This is a genomic window from Halosolutus sp. DAT137, assembly GCF_059736405.1.
This window is the reverse complement of record NZ_JCAQID010000007.1, coordinates 573,843-597,360: the sequence shown is the minus strand read 5'-3', so window position 1 is coordinate 597,360 and position 23,518 is coordinate 573,843. Positions and strand designations below refer to the sequence as shown.

At 65.5% G+C, this 23,518-nt stretch carries 23 protein-coding genes, 1 tRNA gene, 1 other RNA gene and 1 pseudogene; 16 read left to right on the top strand and 10 right to left on the bottom strand.

The window, feature by feature from the left end; genetic code table 11:
- Positions 1–12 precede the first annotated feature (12 nt).
- A complete protein-coding gene (locus AC6I6L_RS12640) occupies positions 13–477 on the bottom strand; it encodes a DUF4385 domain-containing protein (RefSeq protein ID WP_497918113.1) in 465 nt (154 codons plus the stop codon).
- Positions 478–569: 92 nt separating this feature from the next.
- Here AC6I6L_RS12640 and AC6I6L_RS12635 point away from each other — a divergent pair, with 92 nt between their 5' ends.
- The 6 genes and pseudogenes from AC6I6L_RS12635 to AC6I6L_RS12610 all read left to right on the top strand — a co-directional run bounded on the left by AC6I6L_RS12635 (position 570) and on the right by AC6I6L_RS12610 (position 7,309).
- Positions 570–1,055 (top strand): PaaI family thioesterase, encoded by a 486-nt coding sequence (locus tag AC6I6L_RS12635; RefSeq protein WP_497918112.1) that lies wholly within the window; start codon positions 570–572, stop codon positions 1,053–1,055.
- A 242-nt stretch (positions 1,056–1,297) separates the two neighbouring features.
- Positions 1,298–3,206 (top strand): annotated as a pseudogene (gene nosZ / locus AC6I6L_RS12630) (TAT-dependent nitrous-oxide reductase).
- A 9-nt stretch (positions 3,207–3,215) separates the two neighbouring features.
- A complete protein-coding gene (locus AC6I6L_RS12625) occupies positions 3,216–4,097 on the top strand; it encodes a hypothetical protein (protein ID WP_497918111.1) in 882 nt (293 codons plus the stop codon).
- Positions 4,094–5,473 (top strand): nitrous oxide reductase family maturation protein NosD, encoded by a 1,380-nt coding sequence (nosD, locus tag AC6I6L_RS12620; RefSeq protein WP_497918110.1) that lies wholly within the window; start codon positions 4,094–4,096, stop codon positions 5,471–5,473. Before AC6I6L_RS12625 ends, nosD begins: the two co-directional genes overlap by 4 nt.
- Entirely contained in the window at positions 5,454–6,377 is a 924-nt protein-coding gene (locus AC6I6L_RS12615; RefSeq protein ID WP_497918109.1) for an ABC transporter ATP-binding protein, read from the top strand. Before nosD ends, AC6I6L_RS12615 begins: the two co-directional genes overlap by 20 nt.
- Positions 6,374–7,309: an ABC transporter permease gene (locus AC6I6L_RS12610; protein WP_497918108.1), complete on the top strand. Its 936-nt coding sequence runs from the start codon at positions 6,374–6,376 to the stop codon at positions 7,307–7,309. The genes AC6I6L_RS12615 and AC6I6L_RS12610 overlap by 4 nt, the downstream gene beginning before the upstream one ends.
- Positions 7,310–7,351: 42 nt before the next feature.
- Here the strand turns inward: AC6I6L_RS12610 and AC6I6L_RS12605 are convergent, their stop codons facing one another.
- The 3 genes from AC6I6L_RS12605 to AC6I6L_RS12595 all read right to left on the bottom strand — a co-directional run bounded on the left by AC6I6L_RS12605 (position 7,352) and on the right by AC6I6L_RS12595 (position 8,613).
- Positions 7,352–7,489, bottom strand: a complete 138-nt coding sequence (locus AC6I6L_RS12605; RefSeq protein ID WP_497918107.1) for a hypothetical protein — start codon at positions 7,487–7,489, stop codon at positions 7,352–7,354.
- Between the two features lie 119 nt (positions 7,490–7,608).
- The gene (locus tag AC6I6L_RS12600) at positions 7,609–7,797 is read right to left on the bottom strand and encodes a hypothetical protein (protein ID WP_497918208.1); all 189 of its coding nucleotides are present in this window, start codon (positions 7,795–7,797) and stop codon (positions 7,609–7,611) included.
- A gap of 231 nt (positions 7,798–8,028) precedes the next feature.
- Positions 8,029–8,613, bottom strand: a complete 585-nt coding sequence (locus tag AC6I6L_RS12595; protein WP_497918106.1) for a cysteine hydrolase family protein — start codon at positions 8,611–8,613, stop codon at positions 8,029–8,031.
- Between the two features lie 161 nt (positions 8,614–8,774).
- On the opposite strand from AC6I6L_RS12595, the gene AC6I6L_RS12590 reads away from it, so the two are divergent.
- From AC6I6L_RS12590 to AC6I6L_RS12580, 3 genes are all read left to right on the top strand, one after another.
- On the top strand, positions 8,775–10,496 hold the full coding sequence (locus AC6I6L_RS12590) for an Hvo_1808 family surface protein (protein WP_497918105.1): 1,722 nt from the start codon (positions 8,775–8,777) through the stop codon (positions 10,494–10,496).
- Between the two features lie 84 nt (positions 10,497–10,580).
- Positions 10,581–12,029, top strand: coding sequence for an Hvo_1808 family surface protein (locus AC6I6L_RS12585; RefSeq protein WP_497918104.1), 1,449 nt, complete (start codon positions 10,581–10,583; stop codon positions 12,027–12,029).
- Between the two features lie 95 nt (positions 12,030–12,124).
- A complete protein-coding gene (locus AC6I6L_RS12580; RefSeq protein ID WP_497918103.1) occupies positions 12,125–13,282 on the top strand; it encodes a nicotinate phosphoribosyltransferase in 1,158 nt (385 codons plus the stop codon).
- A 470-nt stretch (positions 13,283–13,752) separates the two neighbouring features.
- Here AC6I6L_RS12580 and AC6I6L_RS12575 read toward each other — a convergent pair whose 3' ends face one another.
- The 4 genes from AC6I6L_RS12575 to AC6I6L_RS12560 all read right to left on the bottom strand — a co-directional run bounded on the left by AC6I6L_RS12575 (position 13,753) and on the right by AC6I6L_RS12560 (position 16,785).
- A complete protein-coding gene (locus AC6I6L_RS12575; protein WP_497918102.1) occupies positions 13,753–14,652 on the bottom strand; it encodes an ABC transporter permease subunit in 900 nt (299 codons plus the stop codon).
- The gene (locus AC6I6L_RS12570) at positions 14,649–15,758 is read right to left on the bottom strand and encodes an ABC transporter ATP-binding protein (RefSeq protein ID WP_497918101.1); all 1,110 of its coding nucleotides are present in this window, start codon (positions 15,756–15,758) and stop codon (positions 14,649–14,651) included. The genes AC6I6L_RS12575 and AC6I6L_RS12570 overlap by 4 nt, the downstream gene beginning before the upstream one ends.
- Complete coding sequence (locus tag AC6I6L_RS12565) at positions 15,755–15,901, bottom strand: hypothetical protein (protein WP_497918100.1); 147 nt, start codon at positions 15,899–15,901, stop codon at positions 15,755–15,757. The genes AC6I6L_RS12570 and AC6I6L_RS12565 overlap by 4 nt, the downstream gene beginning before the upstream one ends.
- Positions 15,902–16,002: 101 nt before the next feature.
- Positions 16,003–16,785: a sensor domain-containing protein gene (locus AC6I6L_RS12560; RefSeq protein WP_497918099.1), complete on the bottom strand. Its 783-nt coding sequence runs from the start codon at positions 16,783–16,785 to the stop codon at positions 16,003–16,005.
- A 290-nt stretch (positions 16,786–17,075) separates the two neighbouring features.
- Here AC6I6L_RS12560 and AC6I6L_RS12555 point away from each other — a divergent pair, with 290 nt between their 5' ends.
- The 4 genes from AC6I6L_RS12555 (at position 17,076) to AC6I6L_RS12540 (ending at position 19,210) form a co-directional block, all read left to right on the top strand.
- Complete coding sequence (locus tag AC6I6L_RS12555; RefSeq protein ID WP_497918098.1) at positions 17,076–17,432, top strand: ArsR family transcriptional regulator; 357 nt, start codon at positions 17,076–17,078, stop codon at positions 17,430–17,432.
- Positions 17,429–17,833 (top strand): DUF7521 family protein, encoded by a 405-nt coding sequence (locus AC6I6L_RS12550; RefSeq protein WP_497918097.1) that lies wholly within the window; start codon positions 17,429–17,431, stop codon positions 17,831–17,833. The genes AC6I6L_RS12555 and AC6I6L_RS12550 overlap by 4 nt, the downstream gene beginning before the upstream one ends.
- A 71-nt stretch (positions 17,834–17,904) precedes the next feature.
- Positions 17,905–18,174: a DUF7521 family protein gene (locus AC6I6L_RS12545; RefSeq protein WP_497918096.1), complete on the top strand. Its 270-nt coding sequence runs from the start codon at positions 17,905–17,907 to the stop codon at positions 18,172–18,174.
- 112 nt (positions 18,175–18,286) lie between these two features.
- Positions 18,287–19,210: a sensor domain-containing protein gene (locus AC6I6L_RS12540; protein WP_497918095.1), complete on the top strand. Its 924-nt coding sequence runs from the start codon at positions 18,287–18,289 to the stop codon at positions 19,208–19,210.
- 104 nt (positions 19,211–19,314) lie between these two features.
- Here the strand turns inward: AC6I6L_RS12540 and AC6I6L_RS12535 are convergent, their stop codons facing one another.
- Positions 19,315–19,917, bottom strand: coding sequence for a TIGR00296 family protein (locus tag AC6I6L_RS12535; RefSeq protein ID WP_497918094.1), 603 nt, complete (start codon positions 19,915–19,917; stop codon positions 19,315–19,317).
- 197 nt (positions 19,918–20,114) lie between these two features.
- Between AC6I6L_RS12535 and rnpB the strand changes: the two genes are divergently transcribed.
- Positions 20,115–20,633, top strand: an RNA gene (rnpB, locus tag AC6I6L_RS12530) — RNase P RNA component.
- Positions 20,634–21,026: 393 nt separating this feature from the next.
- Here rnpB and AC6I6L_RS12525 read toward each other — a convergent pair.
- Positions 21,027–21,099 (bottom strand) — tRNA-Arg (locus AC6I6L_RS12525).
- 155 nt (positions 21,100–21,254) lie between these two features.
- Here AC6I6L_RS12525 and AC6I6L_RS12520 point away from each other — a divergent pair.
- The gene (locus AC6I6L_RS12520) at positions 21,255–21,836 is read left to right on the top strand and encodes a hypothetical protein (RefSeq protein ID WP_497918093.1); all 582 of its coding nucleotides are present in this window, start codon (positions 21,255–21,257) and stop codon (positions 21,834–21,836) included.
- Between the two features lie 181 nt (positions 21,837–22,017).
- Positions 22,018–23,478, top strand: coding sequence for a single-stranded DNA binding protein (locus AC6I6L_RS12515; protein ID WP_497918092.1), 1,461 nt, complete (start codon positions 22,018–22,020; stop codon positions 23,476–23,478).
- Positions 23,479–23,518: the final 40 nt, after the last annotated feature.

Below are 23,518 nucleotides of genomic sequence, written 5' to 3'. Positions count from 1 at the left end.
CGGTCTCCTTCGCTACCCGTTCGACGCCCATCGTTCTCGGTGGCGTTCTTTCGCCCGCTGGTAGGCCTCGTCCTCGCGGACGCGCTTCCAGTACTCTTCGAAGACCAGCGCCGCCGCGCGTTTCTCGGGGTCGGCCCACTCTCGGGGCTCGCGTTCGTTTCCGTCGTCGTCGTACTTTCGCCCGCCGGGATACTTCGCGTACCGCATCGCCCGCGAGTACCCCATCTGGAGGTACTTGCGGGCCATGTCCATCCCCGGAAACTCGTCGTTCGCGCGGTAGCGCTCGTACCGATCGTAGATCGCTCCTGCCGACTCCTCGGCCGCGGCTTCGTCCTTGTACGACCAGTGTGGGAGCAGTTCGCTTTTGTACGGTTCGACTTTGAACACGCCCTCCTCTCCGCGACCGATTTCGTACTCGCCAGGGTTCTCGCGGAAATTCGTTTCGTACTCGGGGCCGTCGGTAGCCGATTCGGTCATGTGAGTACGACGGGTTCGACACGAATGAACCTTCGACAACGGGAGACACGCGAAGCGCAGGGATCAAGACGGTCCACGGCTCAGGAGGGGCTATGAGCGACGATCGACCCGACTCGATCGAGGGGTTCGACGATCTGGCACACCTGTTGGACGGCTACATCAGCGAGTATCAGGAGTTTCTCTCCTGGATCGGGACCGATGTCGAGCACGTCGGCCCCGGAACGATGACGCTCTCGATTCCGTACGACGAGAAGTTGACGAACGTTCGGCCGGGAGCCGGCGAGGACGTGCGGCCGGATATCCACGGCGGCATCGCGGCGACGCTCATCGACACCGCCGGCGGCTTCGTCCTTCGGACCGAACTCGAGAATCCGATCGACGTGAATATCGCGACGATCACCCTGAATGTCAACTACCTCCGGCCGGCGACGGGTGATCTCACGGCGACGGCGGACGTGATCCGCGTCGGCGGCACCGTCGGCGTGAGCGAGGTAACGGTCGAGAGCACGACGCCCGACGGCGAGACGCGCGAGGTCGCGACTGGGCAAGGCGCGTACCGAATCTTCCGAAACGAATGATGTTGTAAGCAACGCCGAACGCGCTGCCGGGCGTCCGCCGTCACCGGCGCGGTGACTGCGAATCGTTCTGTTCGAAAAACCGGCCCTCTCCCCCTCAACCCTCCGTCGAACATATTCCCGTGCTTTTCCAGTGATGGGGAATGTGAGACCCCCACTAATACCGGTCAGTCTCGAGATGTGCGTGTAATCGAGCGTCGTCGCACCGGACGATAACCGATCGCACAACGCGCCATTCGAGACCGATGACCCAGAGTTCACCCACCGCAGACCGAGACCAGACCGAGACCGAGACCGAGACGACGACCGACGCAGCCGATCGCGACCCGCTGTTCGATCGCATTCCCAGACGCGACTTCATGAAAGCCGGCGCGGCTGCCGGTGCGATGGGGTCGTTCGCCGGCTGTACGGGACTGCTTAGCGACGACGAGGAAGTGTCGGCGTCCGACATAGATGCGAGCGTCCCGCCGGGCGAACACGACGACTACTACGCGTTTCTCTCGGGCGGGCACTCGGGAGACATCCGCGTCTACGGCGTCCCGTCGATGCGCCAGTTGATGCGCATTCCCGTGTTCAACCGCGAGAGCGCTCGCGGCTACGGGCACGACGATCGGACCAGCGAGATGCTCGAGGAGGCCGGCGGCTACACGTGGGGCGACACCCACCACCCGCGGCTCAGCCAGACCGGCAACGACTACGACGGCCGGTTCGCCTACGTCAACGACAAGGCCAACGGCCGGATGGCCCGAATCGACCTGAAGTACTTCGAGACGGACGCGATCGTCGACATTCCAAACACGCAGGGCGTCCACGGTGCCTGTGCACGCCTCCCCGACACCGACCTCGTCTTCGGCGTTGGCGAGCTCCGCGTGCCGATGCCTAACGACGGCCGCGACCTCGACGATCCCGACAACTACACGTCGGTCCTCACGGCGATCGAACCCGAGACGTTCGACGTCGCCTGGCAGGTGCTCGTCGACGGCAACATGGACAACGGCGACGGCGGCAAGAACGGGCGCTGGTTCTTCACGACCGGCTACAACAGCGAAAACGGCGTCACGCAAAGCGAGATGTCGAGTTCGGACACGGACTACGTGACGGCGTTCGACACCCTCGCGATCGAAGACGCCGTCGAGGCCGGCGAGTACGAGCAGATCGGCGGCGTCCCCGTCGTCGACGGCCGCCAGGACAGTTCGCTCAACAGCGGCTCCGAGCCGATCGTCCGCTACGTGGACGTCCCGAAAAGCCCCCACGGGGTGAGCGTCACCCCGGACGGCGAGTACGCGATCGCGAGCGGCAAACTCGACCCGACCTGTTCGGTCATCGACATCGAGACGCTGGGCGAGGCCGACGACCCCAACGACGCGATCGTCGGCCTCGCCCCGCGTCGGCATGGGACCGTTGCACACCGCCTACGACGGCCGTGGCCACGCCTACACGACGCTGTTCATCGACTCGCAGGTCTGCAAGTGGGACATCGAGGCGGCGATCGAGGCCGAACCCGGCAGCGAGGAGCCGGTGGTCGAGAAGATCGACGTTCACTACAATCCGGGCCACCTGATCGCCGCGGAGTCCTACACCGCCGACCCGCAGGGTGACTGGCTGATCTGCCTCAACAAGCTCTCGAAAGATCGGTTCCTCCCGGTCGGCCCGATGCATCCGGAGAACGACCAGCTGATTTACATCGGCGACGACGAGGAGGGGATGAAACTGGTCAAGGACTCTCCGGCATACGCCGAGCCACACGACGCCTCGATGGTGCAAGCGGAGAAGCTCGATCCCGCGAGCGTCTACGACCCCGAGGACTACGAGGAGGAGTTCATCGGCCCGGACGACAACGAAATCGTCCGCGACGACGGCCGGGTCCACGTGAAGATGCACTCCCAGCGCAACGAGTTCGGCTACACGGACGTCACCGTTCAGGAGGGCGACGAGGTGACGTTCACCGTCACGAACATCGAGGAAACCGACGACATCCTCCACTCGCTCGCGATCCCCGAGTACGATATCAACATCAAACTCGCACCGCAGGAAACGCGCGAGGTGACGTTTACGGCCGACGAGCCGGGCGTCTACTGGATGTACTGTGCGTTCTTCTGTAGCGCACTCCACCTCGAAATGCGATCGCGACTGCTGGTCGAACCAGCGGAATAACACAGTACAATGACCCGACTGACACGACTGACCGAATGCAGGCGCGCCCTCCCGCTGACAGCGGCGGCGTTGTTCCTGCTGGCGTTGACGGTGCCAGTGTGGCGGATCACGCTCACCGCGCCGCAGTACATGGAGCCGCTGGTCGTCGAACTCTACGGGTATCCGCGACTCGGCGGAGACTTCGTCGAAGTACAGGGGCTCAACAAGTACGTCGGGTTCTACTACCCCGACCCGGTGTACGTCGATCCGAACTACGCCGTCCACGAGAAGGCCGTCGCCGTCCCGGAGTGGGTGCTCGGCCCGGTCGTGTTCGTCGGTGCCGCGATCGCTAGCGTCGTCGTCGCCGCGCTCCCCGCGGGCCGCACGCTCCGGCGCGGACTGACGGCGCTCCTCGCTGGGACGATCGCGGTCTTCAGCGCGATGCTCGCGATCATCCAGTACCGGCTCTACCAGACCGGCCACTCGCTCGATCCGGCTGCGCCGCTGTCCGGCGTCGACGGATTCACGCCGCCGGTCGTCGGGACCTACGAGGTCGCCAACATCAGCGGGAACGCCTGGTTCGGTCCCGGCGGCTACATGGCGATCGCCGCCGTCGGCTTGCTCGTCGTCGCGTTTTTCCTCCGGGACTCCGAGGCCACGATTCGGGAGGTGCCGGCGCTGTTCCGCTCCGGATTCGATCGCACTCGCGGCTGGATTCGCGGGTGGCGAGGTCGATCCGATCCGGACGATCGATCGGGCACCGATGGGGAATCGGATGCGCCCGCAGACGAGACGCCGCACGCCGAACCCCGCACTCCCGGCCGCGCGTCTCGGAGCTCGAACACCGGTCGCACTCCTCGGAATTCGACCGCCGATTCCACTCCTCGGAACTCGGGAGGTGAGCGCCCGTGAGAGAATCCTGGTTCGCCGTCGCCGCTGCGGTGATGCTCGTCGCCTCGCTCGCGGGCGCAGCCGTCGCCGCGACGGACGGTTCGGCCGACGACGAGCGCGTCGACGGCTGGAGCGCGGACGTTCCGGACGTTCACGACGTGGACGAACCCAGTGCGGACGGCACCGCGATCGTCGACGATCGCGAGTACGATTCGCTCCAGGCCGCGATCGACGCCGCCGATCCCGGCGACACAGTGGTCCTCGAGGGGCGATTCGACGAGCGCGTGACCGTCGAGACGCCGGACGTGACGATCGCGGCCGTCGAACGGGACGGCGCGGTGATCGACGGCGGCGGCGAGGGGACGGTGGTCGAAGTCCTCGCAAACGACGTGACGATCGAGGGCGTCTGGATTCGCAACTCCGGCACCGACCAGACCGACGACGATAGCGGCGTCCTGGTCAACGGCTCGAACGCGACGCTGTCGGCACTCCGCGTGACCGAGATCGACTTCGGCGTCTGGATCGGTGACACCGACGGCGTCACCGTCGAGAACAGTATCGTCGCCGGTCGCGAGGACGTGACAGTTCCCGAGCGAGGCAACGGCATCCACCTCTGGGAGGCTACCGACGCCGAGATCAGGAACAACTACGTCACGGCCGTCCGCGACGGCATCTACTACCAGTGGGCGGAAGGCGTCGTCGCCAAGGGCAACGTCATGTGGGACCTGCGCTACGGCGTCCACTACATGTACTCGAATGACAACCTACTCGCGGAGAACGTCGCGTTCGACAACGACGTGGGCTTCGCGCTGATGGTCTCGAAGGAGCTGACGCTGCGGAACAACACCGCGGTGAACAACGACGGCGCGAGCGGCCACGGCATCCTCGTCAAAGACGTCGAAAACAGCGAGATCGTCGGCAACGACCTCGTGGGCAACGACAACGGGCTGTACGTCTACAACGCCCAACACAACCGCGTGGCGGACAACCTCGTCCTCGAGAACGATATCGGGGTCCACATCACGGCCGGCAGCAGCGGCGAACTCGTGACCGGGAACAGCTTCGTCCGAAACGACGAGGCCGCGTTCGCGGAAACCAACTCACAAGCGAACTGGAACGCCTCCGATCGGGGCAACTACTGGTCCGACGCCCGCGCCGCCGACCTCGACGACGACGGCGTCAGCGAGGTCCGCCACCAGCCCGCCGGAACCGTCGAACGCGTGGTCCACGACAATCCTCAGGCGGCGGTCTTCGCCGAGAGCCCGGCGTTCGACGCCGTCCGACTGGCCGAGAGTTCGTTCCCGATCGTCGAGAGTCCGGGTATCATCGACCACCGACCGCTGGCCCAGCCGGCACACGAGAACTGGAGGTCCTACTATGAAGATAACGATAACTGACATTCACAAGCGCTACGGCGATGTCGTCGCCCTCGACGGACCATCGTTCGAGATCCCGTCGGGATCGACGTTCGGCGTCCTGGGGACGAACGGTGCCGGAAAGACGACGCTGTTCGAACTGCTGGTCGGCCACGATCGGCCGGACGACGGGCGGATCGAAGTCGGCGGTCTCGACGTGGGGACGGCGGGTCATCGCGTCCGCAAACGCGTCGGGTTCCTGCCCGAGCACAGCGGCTTTCCGGGGTCGATGACCGGACGGGAGGTGCTCTCGGTCCACGCCCGCATCCGCGGGCTCTCGGGTCGCGAGGCTCGAATCGAGGACTGTCTCGACCTCGTCGGCCTGACGGACGCGGCCGATCGCCCCGTCTCCGGCTACTCGAACGGCATGGGGCGACGCCTCGGCCTCGCGTCGGTCCTGCTCTCGCAGCCGCCCGTGCTCGTCCTCGACGAGCCGACGGCCGGGCTGGATCCGCGTGGCGTAGCCGCGTTCCACCGTATCGTCGAGCGCATCGACGAGGAGACCGACGCTACCGTCGTCCTCTCCTCGCACGTACTCGGCGAGGTCGAGCGGCTCTGCGACGAGGCTGCCATCCTGCAGGACGGCCGGCTACGCGCCGCCGGATCGGTCGACGACCTCCGGGCTGCGGACGGTCGCGTGACCGTTACTGTCCACCCCGCCGATCGATCGGCGCTGCTCGCGGCCGTTCAGGGCCGGGGCGATGTCACGGACGCTGGCAATGCGATCGAGGTCGAGTGCGACCGCGAGGCCGCGTTCGATCTCGTCGCCGACCTCGACGCCGCGCTCGTCGATCGGTTCGAGGTTCGCGAGCCGGGTCTCGAGGCGGCGTTTCACGATTCCCTCGCTGACGATCGGTCGGCTGCGATCGAGGAGGTGCATCCATGACGAACGATCCGCCTCGGGCCGACGGCGACAGCGGACCGGCCGATTGGACCCGGACCGACGGCGGCTACGAAGCCGAATCAGGGACGGAGGCCGCGATCTGTACCACTCACCCCGCCGACTCCGGGCGCTGGTACCGACAGCTGTTCGTCGTCGCCGAGACGGAGTACCGGCTGGCGGTTCGCAGCCGATGGGCGATCGCCCTCACCGCGATTTTCGCCGCGTTCGCGCTCGGGCTGACGACGTTCAGCGGCTCCGCGGTGAGTCCCGAGGGGTTCGAGCGGGTCGTCGCGAGTCTGGCGGTGCTCGCGGTCTACCTCGTCCCGCTGGTTGCGCTGGCGTTTAGCTACGACGCCGTCGTCGGGCGGGAAGAAAGCGGCTGGCTGCAGACGCTGTTCGCCCTCCCGGTGTCCCGATTGTGGGTAGTCGTCGGAACGCTCCTCGGTCGCGCCGTCGTCTTCGCGAGCGCGACGATCGCCGGCTTCGGCGTCGCCGGCGGCTTCCTCCTGCTCGAGTACGGTCTCGACGGGTTCGACACGTACGTCGCCTTTCTGGTGAGCACCGTCGGGCTGGGGCTGGTCTTCCTGGCGCTGGGCGTCATGCTGTCGACGCTCGCCCGCGAGAAGACCCACGCGCTCGGGTTCGCCCTGCTCGCGTGGGCGTGGTTCGTCCTCGTTCACGACCTGCTCGGCCTCGGACTGATCGCTGCGTTCGGGCTTTCCGAGACGGCGATCTCGGGCATGCTGCTCGCCAACCCCACCGGCATCTACCGGGCGCTCGTCCTCGGAACCCTCGGTGCCGGCGGCGACGCCGGGTTCGCCGCGGTCCTCGTCGGGGCCGGACTCTCGCTAGGCGTGCTCCTCGCCGCGTTGCTCGCCTGGCTCGCGGTTCCGACGGCGATCGCCGCGATCGCGATCCGGAGGCGACGGCTGTGACGATCGTCGACACCGAACGCCAGGGGTCCGCCTGACGACGGCCTACTGCTCGCTTGCAGCCCCCCGATCGCGCCGCGACGCGATCCGGAACCGAAGGTGGAGGTACGCGCCGACGCTCGCGACGAGCACGAAGTATCCGTAAATCACCAGTTCGACGTACGGGTGGACCGGGTCGACCATCTGGATACCCGTCGGGTTCCCGGTCTCTTGGGAGTCGAGGTGAACGAGTACGCGCTTTTTGTCGGGCGGTGTCGAGGGGCCGATCGCGGTCGACGGCGATTCTCGACGGTCGGCCGCGGTCAGTTGCGAGCGACCATCCAGTACCGGATTCCGAGGTACACCATGACGAACCCGAACGTGGCCGCGAACAGGTACGCGCCGTCCAGCGCGGCGTACACCAGCGCAATCGCGTTCAGTCCGATGCCGAAGACGTACATCGATCGGAGTCGCCGCTCGTTCATGTCCGTCCTCCGTCGGTATCGGTCCATGTCCGTCCTCCGTCGGTATCGGTCCCCCTGTCTCCGATTAGTGTCGCCGTGTCACCCGTCAACCGCTTCAACCGGGCAGTCTGTCGAGTGCGACCCGATCGACGGGTCGACTGGAATCCTGTCATAGTTGGCCGTTGGGACGGGACGACAAAAACAGTCTCAGTTCGCGACCGTGCCACCCGAACGGCGATGGAGTCGCCCATCGGCGCTCAACTGCGCCGAAATCCGTCGTCACTGCGATTCGGCTTCGAAACTGAGATCGTCGCTCTGGACCACCTCACCGAACAGGAAGTCGGCGTGCTCGAGCGCGTACTCGCGGTGATCTTCCTCGATCGCGCCGATGCAGTCTTCGATCAGGAGCGGCCGGAAGTCTCGCAGGCCGGCGCTGCCCGCGCTGTGGAGGACGCAGACGTTCGCGAGCGTCCCGGTGAAGACCAGATCGTCGATCCCGCGGGCGTTCAGCCACCCCTCGAACTCCGTCTTCTGGAACGCGTCGTAGGTGTGCTTTTCGACGACGTGATCTGCGTCCTCGACCGGGAGTCCGTCGACGACCTCGGTCTCCCAGGAGCCCTCGACGACGTGTTCGCCCCAGCGATCGAACTCGTCGTAGTAGTGGGCGTCCTCGAACTGGTCGGGCGGGTGAACGTCCTGCGTGAAGACGACGCGTGCACCCGCCTCGCTGGCTCGAGAGACGAGGTCGCCGATCGGTTCGATGACCGCTTCGCTGCCCGGCGCGTAGAGGGAGCCGTCGGGGTGGCAAAAGCCGTTTTGCATGTCGACCACGACGATCGCGGTGCTGTCTGGCTCGAGGTGCATGGTCGACGGTACGGGCCGCGTGCAAGTCAGTGTAATGGACCCGCTGGTACGGTCGAAACCCACACGACGGAACGCGTTCGATCGCCCTCGCCACGATGGTACACCGGTTCTCGGTACCGGGGGGCTTTTTGCGGTCGCTTGCTTACGGGCAACCACTTGTTATGAGACGGGTCCCCACGCTGCTGTTCGCCGCGCTGGTCGTGCTCTCGGCGGTCGCCGTTCCCCTCCCGGCGGCCGGAGCAGGGGCGACCCAGTCCCAGGCAACGGACACGAGCGCGTCCACCGGATCGCCCGCGGCGGCGGCCGACGTGCGGCCGGCGAGTCAGGACCGCGCGGCCGACCCCTCGACCGAGGAGACGATCGGCTACGTCGAGGGCTACTGGTACGACGACGAGTTGCCGGTCGACGACCGGGACGACGGCGTCGTCGAAGATGACGAACTCGACGCGGTCGTCTATCGAGCGATGGCCCGCGTCGAACGCGTCCGGGACCGGACCTTTGAGGACGACGTGACGGTCGACGTGCGCTCCCGATCCGAGTTCCGGGATCAACAGGACGGTCTCTTCGTGACCCTCGAGGACGAGGAACGGCTGCAAGAGAACGTCAACTACGAGGCGCTGTTCATGATCGACCGAGAGACGGACGCGCTGGCGGAAACAGAGGCGCTGTACGGGAGCGCCGTCGCGGGCTATTACGAGCCCCGAACCGATCGTATCGTGCTCGTCTCGGACACGCCCGACGAGGTCGAACTGGACGAAGTCGTTCTCGGGCACGAACTGGTTCACGCGTTACAGGATCAACACTTCGATCTGACGACGTACGACGCGACGACGATCGACGGGCGCAACGCGGAAAACGGACTCATCGAGGGCGACGCCGTCACGGTCGAAACCGAGTACGGAGAGCGCTGTCGCGCCGAGTGGGAGTGCGTGCGTCCAGCGAACGGCGGCGGTGGCACCTCGCCCGACATCAACTGGGGAGTGTACTTTACGATCTATCAGCCCTACGACGACGGTCCCGACTACGTCGACTACCTTCGCGAGCAGGGTGGCTGGGACGCCGTCGACGCCGCCTACGACGATCCGCCGGCCAGTTCCGCCGAAGTGATCCGCCCCGGTGAGGTGCGCGCCCCGGTCGCGATCGACGTTCCGGATCGATCGGGCGACGGCTGGAGCCAGCTCGAAATCGACGGCGAGCCCGCGACCGAAACCGTTGGCGAAGCGGGACTGGTCTCGATGCTCGCAGACGGCAATCTCGAGGCGACACAGCCGGCGGTGATCGAAACGGACGAGTTCCTCGAGATCGGGCTGGGCGGCCTCGCGAATATTCGCTACGATCAGCCGTACACCGACGGCTGGGCGGGCGACGAACTGGTGACGTACGTCTCCGAAGGCAGTGCCGAGACGGACGATCCGGCCGCCGCCGCGGCCGACGCCGGCTACGTCTGGCAGACCGAGTGGGTGTCCGAGGCGGATGCCGGGCAGTTCGTCGACGGCTACCTGCAACTCCTCGAAAGCCACGGTGGCGAACCGGTCGACGGTCGCCAAGACACCTACGTCATCGAGGACGGCTTTCCCGGGGCGTACTACCTCGATCGGGACGGCCAGACGGTGACGATCGTCAACGCGCCGTCGGTCGACGACCTCGACGAGGTGGACACGGGAGCCGCACCCGAAGGCGACGATCGACTCGAGGTCGACGGAACCGTGGCAGCCGACGGCGGTGATGGTGGCAGTACGGACGAGGCCGATACTGAAGCGACCGACGGTGGCGACGGGGCAACCGAAGCGATCCCCGGATTCGGTCCGGTGGTCGCGGTGCTCTCACTCCTGTTAGGCGCACTGTTCGTTGCCGTCCGGATGGGACGTGGTCGATCGGGCTGATTCGCCACCCTTCCTGCGAGCTCCGTCAGAACCGACACCGTCCACCGACGGAGCTTAGGCCCCGTCGTTCCAACAGCTACGTCGATGGGTCGGGTCAGATTGCTCGCGATCGTCGTGCTCGTGGTGCTGTCGGGCTGTACGCTCCCCGGGACGCCACACCAGTTCGACACCGATCGGGAGCCCGGTGAGGTTGGCGGGTACTACCACGACGACGTGTTCGCCTTCGACGGCAGCGAGGGGCTTACCGAGGCTCAGCTCGAGGCGGTCAAATACCGATCGATGGCCCGACTCGAGGTACTCCGCGGGCTCAAATTCAGCCACGACGTCGATCTCAACGTTATCAGCAGAGACGAGTACCGCGAGCGTCGTACCGGGAGCGAGTCGGCGTCGACGTTCGAGAATGAACTCTGGCGGGGGGCGTTCGTCGTCGACGGCGAGACGGACGTCAACAGCGCGTTCGACGAACTCTACGGCGATTCCGTCCAGGGCTACTACGTGAACGATCGGATCGTTATCGTCACCGACGACCCCGACGAGATTCGGATCGACCGGCGGGTGCTGGTTCACGAACTCGTCCACGCCCTGCAGGACCAGCACTTCGGCATCCGGCGATCCGCCGAGACGATCGACGAACGCCGGGCGGAACTGGGGATTATCGAGGGAGAGGCGAACTACGTGCCCCACCTGTACGACGAGCGCTGTGGCGAGGAGTGGCAGTGTCTGGCCGATCTCGAGCGACCGCCAGCCGAACCGCGATCGTTCAACCTCGGGCTCTTCCTCTCGATCTACGTACCGTACGCCGAGGGGGCGTCGTTCGTCTCTCACCTCCACGACACCGGCGGCTGGGAGCGAGTCGATCGAGCCCACGACGACCGCCCGGCCAGCACGAGTCAGCTGATTCATCCCGAATACTACCCCGACACCGAGCCGATCGCGGTGGAGATACCGGATCGATCGAGCGACGACTGGGAGCCGGTCACCGACGACGGAACGGTCGAGCAGGAGACGATCGGCGAGGCTACCCTGTTCGGAACGCTGTGGGCCAACGGCGTCGTCGATCGATCGCTCGGCGAGGGCGCGAGGCGGTACTCGCCGTACAACTATTCGGCCCCCGAGACGGCTGGGTGGGCTGGCGACACGCTTCAGGTGTATACGGACGCCGAGAATCGGACGGGCCACGTCTGGCACCTCGCCTGGGAGAGCGAAGGCGACGCCGCGCAGTTTGCCGACGCCTACCGCGACCTGCTCGCGGCCAACGGCGGCGAACAGGTCGACGACGGTATCTACCGAATCGAGGACGGTAACGCGTTCGACGGTGCCTACCGCGTGACCGTCTCCGGCGAGCGGGTCGCGATCGTCGGCGCACCGAGCGTCTCCGCGATCGGCGAGATCCACGCCGCCGCCGACGCGTCGTCAGCGTCCTCGATCGCTGCGCCGAATGCGCCATCCAGTCCGTCGCCGATCGTGTCCGCAAGCGATCGGTCCCCAGCCACTACGGCTGTCTCGGACCCAACGAGTGCAGCGGGGACGTGATCGCAATCGACCGCGGCGTCGTCACGAGCCACTGCCACCGCGGGGCGACGACGGCAGACGGGTAGCTTTTTTGTCCCCGGTGGGGAACCGCCGGTATGTCGAATCCGTTTGGAACCGTCACGTCGGACGCCATTCTCGAGGGATCTGCGACCGACGCCTACTTCGAGCGCACCCGATCGACGCTCGAGCACGCGGGAAAAAATCCCCACGTCGTCGCGGAGGTAACGTCGGATCAGTTCCCGACCGGCGAGTTTCAGGTCCTGACCGGGATCGAAGACGTTGCGACGCTGTTCGAGGGGCGTGACGTCGACGTCGACGCGCTGCCGGACGGGCAGCTGTTCGACGGCGGTCCCGTGATCCGGATCGAGGGACCGTATCTTGAATTTGCCGAACTCGAAACGTCGCTGCTCGGATTCCTCTCTCAGCCGAGTGGCTTCGCGACTGCGGCACTGGAGGCTCGACTGGCCGCACCCGACTCGCTCGTCCTCTCCTTTGGCGCGCGCCACGTCCACCCCTCGATCTCGTCGATCGTCGAACGCGCCGCCGTCTTGGCCGGACTGGACGGCTTCTCGCACGTCGCGGCGGTCGAGATTCTGGGTCGCGAGGCGGGCGGGACGATGCCCCACGCGCTCATGTTCTGTTTCGGCGAGGGGAACCAGGCCGACGCCTGGCGAGCGTTCGACGAGGCGGTCCCCGAAACGACGCCGCGGATCGCGCTGGTCGACACCTTCTGGGACGAGGTCAGCGAGAGTCTGCTCGCCGCCGAGACGTTAGGCGACGATCTGGACGGCGTCCGCATCGATACGACGGGGTCGCGCCGCGGCGACTTCCGGCACATCATCCGCGAAGTGCGCTGGGAACTCGACTCGCGCGGGTACGAGGACGTCGACATCTTCTGTAGCGGCGGACTCGGCCCCGAACAGCTTCGGAATTTGCGGGACGTGGCCGACGGCTTCGGCGTCGGCGGCCACGTCACCGATCGCGACCCGATCGATTTCAGCCTCGACATCGTCGAAATAGAGGGCACCCCTATCTCGAAACGCGGCAAGCTTTCCGGCGACAAAGCGGTCTACCGCACGCCCGACGGCGGCCACCACGTCGCGCTGGCCGATCGAGACGCCCCCGAAGACGGCGAGACCTTGCTCGAACCGCTCGTGCGGGATGGCAAAATCGTCCGCGAGTTCGACTTAGATGCGGCGAGCGATCGGTGTCTGGCCGACGCTGAGGCGGTCGGGTTCTCGGAACGCGAGTAGGGGTTCGTCGCGTTCGGTCGCGTTTCGGTTCGGGATTTGGCCGATCGATTCCGAGTGTGCGTCTTGTACGATTCCGTTTGGGCCAGATATGCTACCGACGTCGGCGTACGCAGAATGTCAGAATACCTCGAAAGCCCTCGATCCGCTCGAGTCGGGAGGCTTGCTGCGCGTCACTCGCGTCGCTCGTTCCGGTGCTTGCGTCGCCCGCCTTCCTCGAGCGGATCGACCCCTTTCAGTCCTACCCGCCGCCTCACCCTCCCCAGCCGACTCGTTCACTCACGGGTTCGCTCACTCGCCCCTCGCGATCCTACTCGGCGTCCTCGTCGGTACTCGGACGCCTCGCCAGCGCGCCAGTCGGCCGAGAGCGCGGCTCCGCCACGAACGGATAGATCGCGTGGTCCGGAGGAAGGCGGGGCGGCCCCGGGAGGGTGAACGGGCGAGCCTGCCACCGGGGCCGACGGCCGTCGGATTCAGTTCAGATCCGCACCCTCGAACCGCCAGTAGCCGATCGCCAGCGGGATCGCGATCCACAGGAGCAAGATGGGAACGGCGACCCACTCTTGCAGGTAGATCGGGAGGTCGCCGCTCACGCGGTTCGAGAGCATGAGGGCGTTTGGCTCCTGAAGGGTCTCGGCTGGAATGTCCTCGACGACGCTCTGCCAGCCGAAGATGCCCCAGATGAACTGGTCCGCGAGTTCGCCGGAGACCTGCGTGTACGCCTCGAGCGGGTTCAGCCGGAGCGCGAAGAAGTACCACGCGGCGGCCTCGTAGCCGGGCAGGCTCCCCTCGACGAGGTAGTGGACGCCGGCGACGATCGGATGCCACACCAGCGTGAAGACGACGTAGCTCCCGATCGCGCCGGCCATCGCCTGCATCCGCGAGCCCGACATCGCCGAGACGCCGACGGCGATCGCGGTGAAGACCATCCCGAGCAGGATCGTCAGCAGCGAGAACGCGAGGAGGGGGCGGGCCGGGAAACTGTCGAACATCGCGACGACCATCCCGAGGGCGACGAGGCAGGCGACCGCGGTCGCGACGACGATGACGCCGAGCCGACTCGCCAGCTTCCCGATGAAGACGTCCCAGCGGCTGTGGGAAAGTCCGAAGAGGACGCGCAAACTGCCGGACTGGCGCTCACCGACGATCGCCATGTAGCCGACGAGCAAGGCGATGACCGGAATCATGAGCAGGCCGCCGATGTTGGCGACGAGCGGGATGATCTCCGTTGGCTCCGCCTCCGCGAGGCCGTTGGAGGCCGCCCCGGCGGAGATGACGACCATCAGGAAAACGAAGACGCCCATCACCGCCCAGATCATCCGGGAGCGGACGGCGTCCTCGAAGTCCTTTCGTGCAATCAGCGTGGAACTCATCGGTCCACCTCTTCGCCGGAATTCGCGGCGTTCGGTCCCGCGGTTTGGCCACCGTCGGCGGCAGACGACGGCACGGCCGTGGACTCGGTCGCCGCCGTTTCGTTCGGTCCGTGGTCCCTCGTCTTGTTCGGCTCGTGCCTTCTCGTCTCGTTCGGATCGCGACTCCGCCCCCCGTTTCGGCCCGCGTCGGTGTCACCCCCGGGCCCGGTGAACGCGGCGAACAGGTCGTCGAGCGTCGGCTCGACAACGTCGAAGTCGTGGACCGTCGCGCCGCTCTCGACGAGTCGGTGCAGGATCCGCGCTTTCGCTCCCGGATCGGTGTAGGCGACCCGAAACCGATCGCCCTCGGGGCGCACGTCGACCACGCCGTCGATCGCGTCGAGACCGACCGCCGGTTCCCCGCTCACACCCGCCGCGTTCACGACGAGACTCGAGCCGACGCCGGCCGTCTCGCGCAGTCCCGCGATGGTGTCGACCGTGACGAGTTCGCCCTCGTCCAAAATGCCCACGCGATCGCAGACTGCCGACACCTGTCCGAGGATGTGACTCGAAAAGAAGACGGTCGTTCCGGACGCGGCCTCCTCGCGGATGATCTCCTGCATCGTCCGGATGCCGTGCGGGTCGAGCCCGGAGGACGGTTCGTCGAGGATCAACAGGTCCGGCTCGCCGGCCAGCGCCATCGCCATCGCGAGTCGCTGTTGCATCCCCTTCGAGTAGCCACCGACCGCCCGTTCGGCGGCACTGCGATCGAGGTTCACCCGATCGAGAAGCGCGTCGGGATCGCCGTCGACGCCTTTCGAGTCGAGTGCGAACTCGAGGTGTCGGTAGCCAGACGAGCGCTCCCAGAGGTCGAACCCGTCGGGAAGGATGCCGACGCGATCGCGGACGGCCGCTGTCTCGTCCTGGGTATCGTAGCCCAGCACAGTAGCCGAGCCCTCCGTCGGCCGGATAAAATCCAACAGGAGATCGATCGTCGTCGTCTTCCCGGCCCCGTTCGGCCCTAAAAAGCCGAACACCTCGCCCTCTTCGACGGCCAGGTCGAGCGCGTCGAGCGCCGTTTCGGAACCGTACTCCTTCGTCAGTCCGGCCGTGTCGATCGCCGTCATGGCGTCACCTCTGGGTTCCGGTTCGGTCGTCGATCGTCGGTCCGGATCGTCTTGCTGACTGATCGATCCGTCTCGTCGGTTCGAGCGGGATTCGTCCGGCCAAATCGGCCGTGGTCGATCCCGCATCTGTCGTTCCGTGTCATTACGTGCAGACGGTCGTCGGGTAACTCCGTATAATCGCCAGCACGACTGCCGGCTCGACACCTGTCCCAAACGCTTATATAGCGTCTCGGTTCGACGCGGTCTATCGACCGACGCGATCGACCAGGTCCGCGATCGGTTCGTGAGGTGATGCCACGAGCAACAGGCGAGTGAAACGTCCGACGATCCGGGCGAAGGCGTTGAGGATCGCGAGCGAGACGGTGAGCGCGAAAAATCCGACGAACGAGACGGCGAGCGCTTCCGTGGCCGTCGTCACCTCCCGCTCCGTGATCGTCGCGGCGAACTCGAGACCGATCAGGAGTCCGTCCCACGGAAGCTGTAGCGACGACGTGAGTTGCACCGGATCGCCGTCGGTGACGATCCCGACGGCGACGTTCGGATCGTTGTAGAACACCGGGGTCAACACCATCACTATCGAGGTCGTAAGCAACGTCGTCAGGAGGACGAACGAGACGGTTCCGACGACGAACTTGCCGAAGAGGAAACACACCGACGCGTACGTTTCGGGACCGAGCACGAGCGATCGGATTCGCTCCGCGTGTCCGTCGGCCTCGAGAAACGGATATCCCGGCGACTCGATTTCGATCGACAGCAGGTGTCTCGCCAGACTTCGCTCGAACCCCGCAACGACGTGACTGGCGAGGAAGATGGCCAGTACGATCGGCACGCCGACCACCAGAATCGACAGCGACGCGCCCAGTGAGAGACCGACGGTAACGAAAACGAAGTAGGCCATCCCGAGCGGGAACGCGAGCGCGAGGTACAACAGATTCAGATACGTTTGCGGACGGAACGGGCTCAGTACCGTGACTCGTATCGCTCGTCCGACGGCGTCGAGACGGACGGATTCGGATCGGAGGGCCATACTGACCCTATCTCCGCACGACCGTGATAAACGTTGGCTGATTGAACAGAACCGACGTTCGGAGACGTGTCCGCCGGGACCCGATCCCCCCCATCGGTCGTGGGCCTCGCCGCCGTCCCATCATGTATCCGAACGATTATTTTGCTCCCGGACGGATTCGAGACAGACGTGTCACGCTGGCGATCGAATGCCGATGCCGGTTCGCAGGCTCTCTCCAGCCGCGAGTCTGGCGCGATCGCACCGACGCGGGCCGTGCCGATCGATCATCCCATTCGACGGAGGAACCAGCCGTGACGGCTGCTGTCGACGCCGAAACCGAGGAACTGCTCGCCTTGCTCGACGACGAGTATGCGCGCACGATCATCCTCGAAACCTACCAGGAGGCCCGATCGGTCGAGGCCCTGAGCGACGCCTGCGGGGCCGATCCGTCGACCGTCTACCGTCGCATCGATCGACTGCAGAACCACGACCTTCTCGAGGATCAACAACGGCTCGATCCGGGCGGCCACCACTACAAGGTGTACGTCGCCCGCCTGGAAGGTGTCGCGATCGACGTGACCGACGACGGCTTCGACGTTGAGGTTGACTACGCCGAGGAAGAGGCCGCGGACACCTTCACGCGACTCTACGAGGAGCTTTCCGGATGACCAGCACGATCGCACTCACGACGGGCGGGTTCGAGGCCTTCGGAGCCCCCGGTGCGATCGACGCCCTGCTTTCAGCCTCGCGTCCGGGATGGGTGCTACAGCAGGTAGACGTCGAGGGAGGATCGACGCTGGTCGTACTCGCGGCGCTCGCGACGTTCCTGCTCGCGACGGTGCTCGCCATTCTCGTGACCTACCGGTTCGTCGAAGGCTACCGGCGGACGAAGGCACGCCCGGTCCTGTTGCTCGCGATCGGAATGTTCCTGCTCGCGCCCGCGCCGATGTTCATCCGGCTGCTGGTCGGTAACGTCGAGGTCATCCCGCTGTCGGTCCAGTTGCTCGCGACGACGGTCTCCGAACTGTGCGGGCTGCTGGTCATCCTCTACGTCGTTTACACCACCTGAAACGCCCACGTACAAACCGAACACGCATACACGAAGTACGAACACGCTACCACCGACACATCCATCCCACCATGGCACTCGAAACGATCACCGCGGCCGCGTCCGCCCTCACGGCAGTGCTGGGGCTGTTCGTCGCCTACCTCGCCTACCGGGGGTACCGCCGAAACGACAGCCCGACGATGGGTGCACTGTCGATCGGCATCCTCTCGATCGCCGTGATTCCGTACCTGATCCTGTACTTGCTGACGCCCGCGATCGGGCTGGCGGACGCCGAGGCGATCTTCGCGATCACCCTCTCGCATACGATCGGACTCGCCGCCATCTACCGGACGTTCGACTGAGTCGCGTTCGCACGCCGCCGGAACAGCGTATAAAAACGTTTCGCCGGCATGGCGGTTCGCCAACTCGCTGGCTCGTTATACCACCGTTCAGTCCGTGGTCTCGAGTACCCACATGACCACAACGCCACTCGCAACGCGAACTCGAACCGAATCCCGTGGGCCGGGCGACCGACCGCTACGCTGGTTCGTCGGGGCACCGTTTCGCCTCCAGACGTATCGAAACTTGCTGTACCTCTTGCTTGCCTTCCCGCTCGGGATGGTCTATTTCATCACGCTGGTCACCGGTGTTTCCATGGGTCTTGGCCTGCTCGTAACGCTTGTCGGCGTTCCGCTGTTGCTCCTGACGATCGTCGGATCGACGATCCTCGCCGGATTCGAATCCCGACTGTCGTCGTGGCTCGTCCGGATCGATGCGCCGCTTCCCGAAGTACTCCGACGTGGGCATCCGCGGAGCCTTCTCGACAGCGACGACGGCCTCGTCGATGCGCTTACCTCGCTTGTGACCGCGCCGACGACCTGGACGAGTCTCCTCTTGCTCCTCGTGAAATTCGTCTACGGAATCGTCGCGTTCACCGCCCTCGTCACCGCGTTCGCGGTCGTGTCCGCGATGCTCGCCGCACCGTTCGTCTACGGCGATCCGGCGGTCCACTACACCGTCGGCTCGGTGACGATCGAGACGCTCCCCCAAGCGGTTGCCGTCGCCGCTGCTGGCGTCATCGCCGGGCTAGTATCGGTGCACCTGCTGAACGGACTGGCCCTCCTCGGCGGCCTGCTCACGACGGCCTTGCTCGCGATCGGCACCGATCAGGACGCGGCTGGACCCCGGACCGACGACGCCGTCGGTCCCGGTGACGACGGGGACGTCTCTACCGACGACACCGACACTGCGGCGTCCGAATACACCGGGGAACGCGACGGTGACCCTGAGAGATCGGGTGGCGACACCGGCTCCGGCGACGAATGCGACGGTTCTGCGGAGACCACTGGCCAGAACGACGAAAACACTGGTCAGAACGACGACACGACGTCGGAGTGAGGCTGACGCGTCGCTGTCGAATCACACTGTCTCGTTTCGGCGTCCGTCGTCTCCCGTGATCGTCGATTCCGGTCGCAGAAGACGGCTGAGCGGCCGAATCTGCCCTAGAGCTGTTCGATGCTTCCACCGGGATCGCGCTCGCGGAACACCTGCCCTTCGAACAGCGTGACGATCACGTCATCGTCCTGCCAGGCGGTCGGTGCGAGCCCCGCTTTCCGGCACGCTCGATCGAGATACTCGGGGGCGCTCCAGCCGTTTTCGACCGGTACCGTCGGATACAGCCAGCCGCTCTGACCGCCGCCGTCAACGGCGATGCCGTGGATGCCGAGTTCGATATCCGAAAGCGGATCGTCCGTCAGCACGACGTTTCTGACCGCACAGATCGAAACGGTCAGATTCGGCAGTTCCGAGGGGCTGACTTCGGAGCCACAGGAGTCCTCGCTGGCGGCTTCGATCGCCGCGTCGACGATCACGTGGCCGAGCTGGTCGCCCGATCGGTAGCCGCCGGCACAGCCGCGCAGGCTGCCTCGGCCGCGGGTCGATTCGAGGCGGACGAACGCGCCGGTGCGCTCGTAGAAGGCTTCGCGCATACTACCCGGTTGTTCTCGTTGCCCGTGTTCTACGTAGGATTCGACGGATTCGCGCGCGAGTTCGACGGCGCGCGCCCCGTCCTCGAAAGAGAGGTCGACGCCCTGTCGCTGGGACATACAGAGATACATGGGAATAGTCGTCCTAAAACGCTTCCATTCGATGCGGCGTGGATTTGTGCGACGACCGAGGGACTTATTCGGGACACGCACCTACAGTGAGTGGGAGAGAGAGCCTGGCTGCCGCGATGATCGTGCTGGCAACGGCGCGATCACCAAACGTGATCCATCCCTTTGGGATGCATCACGCTCATAACGTGGATCGACTCTCCGAGTCGCTCCACGCTCGCGAGGAAAGTCCCCCCACCTGTTCGGGCAGGTGACCGGACGCAAGTCCGGAGCGGGAGACCGCTGGCTCTGGAACAGAAACGACACGTCTCGGCCCGATCGATGATGCGTGCGAACCCGACCGAAAGGAAGGGGAGTTGACCCGCAGAGAGAGGGCGATTCGGAGCGGCTCTTGCCGCGAGAATCGCCAGCAGGTGAGCGGCGTCAAGCCGCGAACCGCGTGGTCGTCTTGCGACCACGGTATGCGAGGCGGCGACGCCGCCACGCGGTGTGTGATCGACCGACCGCGGTTCGAACCCGTGGATTGCGCGCGACGAGCGCGACGACGCAATCGACCACACACGGACGGCCGAGGATCGATGGAACGGCGAACCCTCACCGGTGCAAGTCCGCGCCGTGGTAGCCCGAACGCCCCGCGGCTCCGCCGCGGACGGCGCGGACGCTCAGCCGAATGCCGGGACGAACAGAAGGGGGCTTACTCCTCTCACCCAGTTTTCGATCGTGAGTGACGACGACGGCGCTCAGTTTGGTGACGGACACTGGCACCCGCTCTGTCGGCACGTTCTGGGTGTTTCGAAGGCTCCTGCGATCGATTATCGTCGGGCTTTACGATATTCTACAGAGCGTCCTGACGGAGTCCAACGCGAACGCAGTGAGTGTTGGGCACGTCAGGACCGAACGCGAGAGCGGGCGCTGAGCAATGCGAAGCACCCGCGATAAGTGAGCGTCCTGACGGAGATTTGAACTCGCCAAGACGGTCCGGGCGTGCGGCGCGAAGCGCCGTTCCGGGCTGCGACTTGTCTGCTCAAATCTCCGTATCCGTTTTCACTCAACGGATACTCGCACCGCTTCGCGGTGCTCGCGGTTCTGTTTCGTGAAAACGTCCTGACGGAGATTTGAACTCCGGTCCCTGGCTCCGCAAGCCAAGAGGATAGTCCACTACCCTACCAGGACTCATCTCTTCGTACCCGCGTCGGCATTAAAGCCCTTTCGAAAGGGACCCGATCGCCGTCTGCGAGTTTTCAGCACCGGCAGCTACCGATCGTGCTCGGTGCCGTCGTCGGCAAATCGGTACGAACAGATATGACAGCTCGCACCCACTGTGTGGTATGCAACGGCGGACGCTCCTCCAGCGGGTGGGCATCGGTGCGGGAGCGATCGCGATCGCCGGCGGGTTGGGGGGCTGTCTCGACGATAGCGCAACCGGCTCCGATGTCGATACTGGCACGGGTGGGACGGGGAACGATTCGGGAGACGATACTGGTGACACTGACGGCGGAGGTTCCGGGGACCCGGGGCGACAGCGTGCGATCACCGCCGCGACGATCGAGACGACGGCCGCGGCCTGTGCGTCGGGGGAGGCGGCTACGAGCGAGGCGGTCGTCGACGTCGCGGCCGGGCGAGTCGAGATCAGCGGCAGTCTCGAAGCCCCGAATCCGTGCTACGAGGCGGTGCTGTCGGCGACCGAGTTCGGAACCGAGACCGACGAACTCGCGGTGACGGTTGACGTCGAAAGCGACGACGTGGACTTCTGCCAGGAGTGTCTCGCCCGAATCGAGTACGCGGCGACGATCGAGTTCGAGGGTGAGGGCCCGGAGACGGTGACGGTGGCCCACGTCGAACGCGGTCGCGAGGAGGTCGTCGAGGAAACGGACAGCGACGACGATCCCGAGATTGATGGTGATACCTGAGGACGATCGCCGTCCGGACGCGAGTTTATATACCAGAGCACGACTAGGGGCGGTATGGCTCCGGCACGAACTCTCGCTGTGCCGATCGCCACCCGATCGGTCCGAGAGCCCGACCTGCGAGGACGACGGAGGAAGCGAATGGACAACGCTTATGCGCGAACTATGCATGCACGAACATAGAATGAGCGACATCGAGGGTGTCTACGAGGATCTCGAGGCCGACGTCTCTCTCGAGGAGTTTCGCGAGGCTGTCGAGGCGAAAGTCGAACAGATGGGTGGACTCGCAGACGAGGAGACGGCGGCGATGCTCATCGCTCACGAGATCGGCGAGAGCGAAGTCGGCGGCATCGCCGACATCGAACCCGGAATGGACGAGGCGAAGTTCGTCGCCAAGGTGACGAGCATCGGCGAGGTCAGGACGTTCGAGCGCGACGGCGAGGACGAAGACGGTCGGGTCGTCAACGTCGACGTTGCCGACGAAACCGGCGCGGTTCGCGCGGCGTTCTGGGACGAACACGCCGAAGCCGCGATCGAGGAACTCGAAGTCGAGGACGTCCTTCGGATCACGGGGCGTCCCAAAGAGGGGTACAGCGGCGTCGAGGTCAGCGTCAACGATGTCGAACCGGATCCGGACACCGAGATCGATGTCCAGATCTCGGACACCCACACCGTCGAGAATCTCTCGCTCGGGCTCTCGAACGTCAATCTCGTCGGTCTCGTCCTCGACACCGGCACCGTCCGGACGTTCGATCGCGACGACGGCTCCGAGGGAAAGGTCTCGAATCTGACTCTTGGTGACTCGACGGGCCGGGTACGGGTCACGCTCTGGGACGAACAGGCCGATCGAGCAACCGAACTCGAGGCCGGGACGACCGTCGAGGTCGTCGACGGCTACGTCCGCGAGCGTGACGGATCGCTCGAACTCCACGTCGGGAACCGTGGCACGATCGAAGAAGTCGACGCGGATGTCGAGTACACGCCCGAAAGCACGCCGATCGACGACCTCGAAATCGGTCAGCAGGTCGATCTCGCGGGTGTCGTCCGATCGGCCGACCCGAAGCGCACGTTCGATCGCGACGACGGCTCTGAGGGACAGGTCCGAAACATCCGCGTTCAGGACGCAACGGGCGACATTCGAGTCGCGCTCTGGGGCGAGAAGGCGGACATCGATGTCGGACCGGGCGACGAGGTTGCGCTGGCGGACGTCGAGATTCAGGACGGCTGGCAGGACGATCTGGAGGCCTCGGCGGGCTGGCAGTCGACGGTTACCGTCCTCGAGAGCGACTCGGCGGGCGATGCCGCTACCAGCGAAAGCGAAGACGACGCGAACAGCGGGCTCTCGGCGTTCGCGGATGACGGCGAGAAGGGTGACAGCGACGAGACGACGAACGAGCGCGAAGACGGCGATTCGATGGCTTCCGACCGATCGCCTGCTGGCGGCTCGATCGACAGCGAGGAACCGTCCGACGGCGAGGAGATCGAGTTTACCGGTGTCGTCGTGCAGGCGGGTAATCCGGTCGTCCTCGACGACGGCGAGGAGACGATGAGCGTTGCGACCGACGCCGATGTCGGTCTCGGCGAGGAGATAACCGCAAGAGGGGTCGTCCACGACGGTCGACTCGACGCGAGCGACGTGTTCTGAACCGACGAACACCGTCCTGATGGAGTAGGAAAACCGTTAA

Excerpts from the sequence above, each read along its gene's own strand:
- AC6I6L_RS12640 (WP_497918113.1), bottom strand. The coding sequence starts at position 477 with ATGACCGAATCGGCTACCGACGGCCCCGAGTACGAAACGAATTTCCGC.
- AC6I6L_RS12635 (WP_497918112.1), top strand. The coding sequence starts at position 570 with ATGAGCGACGATCGACCCGACTCGATCGAGGGGTTCGACGATCTGGCA.
- AC6I6L_RS12625 (WP_497918111.1), top strand. The coding sequence starts at position 3,216 with ATGACCCGACTGACACGACTGACCGAATGCAGGCGCGCCCTCCCGCTG.
- AC6I6L_RS12615 (WP_497918109.1), top strand. The coding sequence starts at position 5,454 with ATGAAGATAACGATAACTGACATTCACAAGCGCTACGGCGATGTCGTC.
- AC6I6L_RS12610 (WP_497918108.1), top strand. The coding sequence starts at position 6,374 with ATGACGAACGATCCGCCTCGGGCCGACGGCGACAGCGGACCGGCCGAT.
- AC6I6L_RS12605 (WP_497918107.1), bottom strand. The coding sequence starts at position 7,489 with ATGGTCGACCCGGTCCACCCGTACGTCGAACTGGTGATTTACGGATAC.
- AC6I6L_RS12600 (WP_497918208.1), bottom strand. The coding sequence starts at position 7,797 with ATGGACCGATACCGACGGAGGACGGACATGAACGAGCGGCGACTCCGA.
- AC6I6L_RS12595 (WP_497918106.1), bottom strand. The coding sequence starts at position 8,613 with ATGCACCTCGAGCCAGACAGCACCGCGATCGTCGTGGTCGACATGCAA.
- AC6I6L_RS12590 (WP_497918105.1), top strand. The coding sequence starts at position 8,775 with ATGAGACGGGTCCCCACGCTGCTGTTCGCCGCGCTGGTCGTGCTCTCG.
- AC6I6L_RS12585 (WP_497918104.1), top strand. The coding sequence starts at position 10,581 with ATGGGTCGGGTCAGATTGCTCGCGATCGTCGTGCTCGTGGTGCTGTCG.
- AC6I6L_RS12580 (WP_497918103.1), top strand. The coding sequence starts at position 12,125 with ATGTCGAATCCGTTTGGAACCGTCACGTCGGACGCCATTCTCGAGGGA.
- AC6I6L_RS12575 (WP_497918102.1), bottom strand. The coding sequence starts at position 14,652 with ATGAGTTCCACGCTGATTGCACGAAAGGACTTCGAGGACGCCGTCCGC.
- AC6I6L_RS12570 (WP_497918101.1), bottom strand. The coding sequence starts at position 15,758 with ATGACGGCGATCGACACGGCCGGACTGACGAAGGAGTACGGTTCCGAA.
- AC6I6L_RS12565 (WP_497918100.1), bottom strand. The coding sequence starts at position 15,901 with ATGACACGGAACGACAGATGCGGGATCGACCACGGCCGATTTGGCCGG.
- AC6I6L_RS12560 (WP_497918099.1), bottom strand. The coding sequence starts at position 16,785 with ATGGCCCTCCGATCCGAATCCGTCCGTCTCGACGCCGTCGGACGAGCG.
- AC6I6L_RS12550 (WP_497918097.1), top strand. The coding sequence starts at position 17,429 with ATGACCAGCACGATCGCACTCACGACGGGCGGGTTCGAGGCCTTCGGA.
- AC6I6L_RS12545 (WP_497918096.1), top strand. The coding sequence starts at position 17,905 with ATGGCACTCGAAACGATCACCGCGGCCGCGTCCGCCCTCACGGCAGTG.
- AC6I6L_RS12540 (WP_497918095.1), top strand. The coding sequence starts at position 18,287 with ATGACCACAACGCCACTCGCAACGCGAACTCGAACCGAATCCCGTGGG.
- AC6I6L_RS12535 (WP_497918094.1), bottom strand. The coding sequence starts at position 19,917 with ATGTCCCAGCGACAGGGCGTCGACCTCTCTTTCGAGGACGGGGCGCGC.
- AC6I6L_RS12520 (WP_497918093.1), top strand. The coding sequence starts at position 21,255 with ATGCAACGGCGGACGCTCCTCCAGCGGGTGGGCATCGGTGCGGGAGCG.
- AC6I6L_RS12515 (WP_497918092.1), top strand. The coding sequence starts at position 22,018 with ATGAGCGACATCGAGGGTGTCTACGAGGATCTCGAGGCCGACGTCTCT.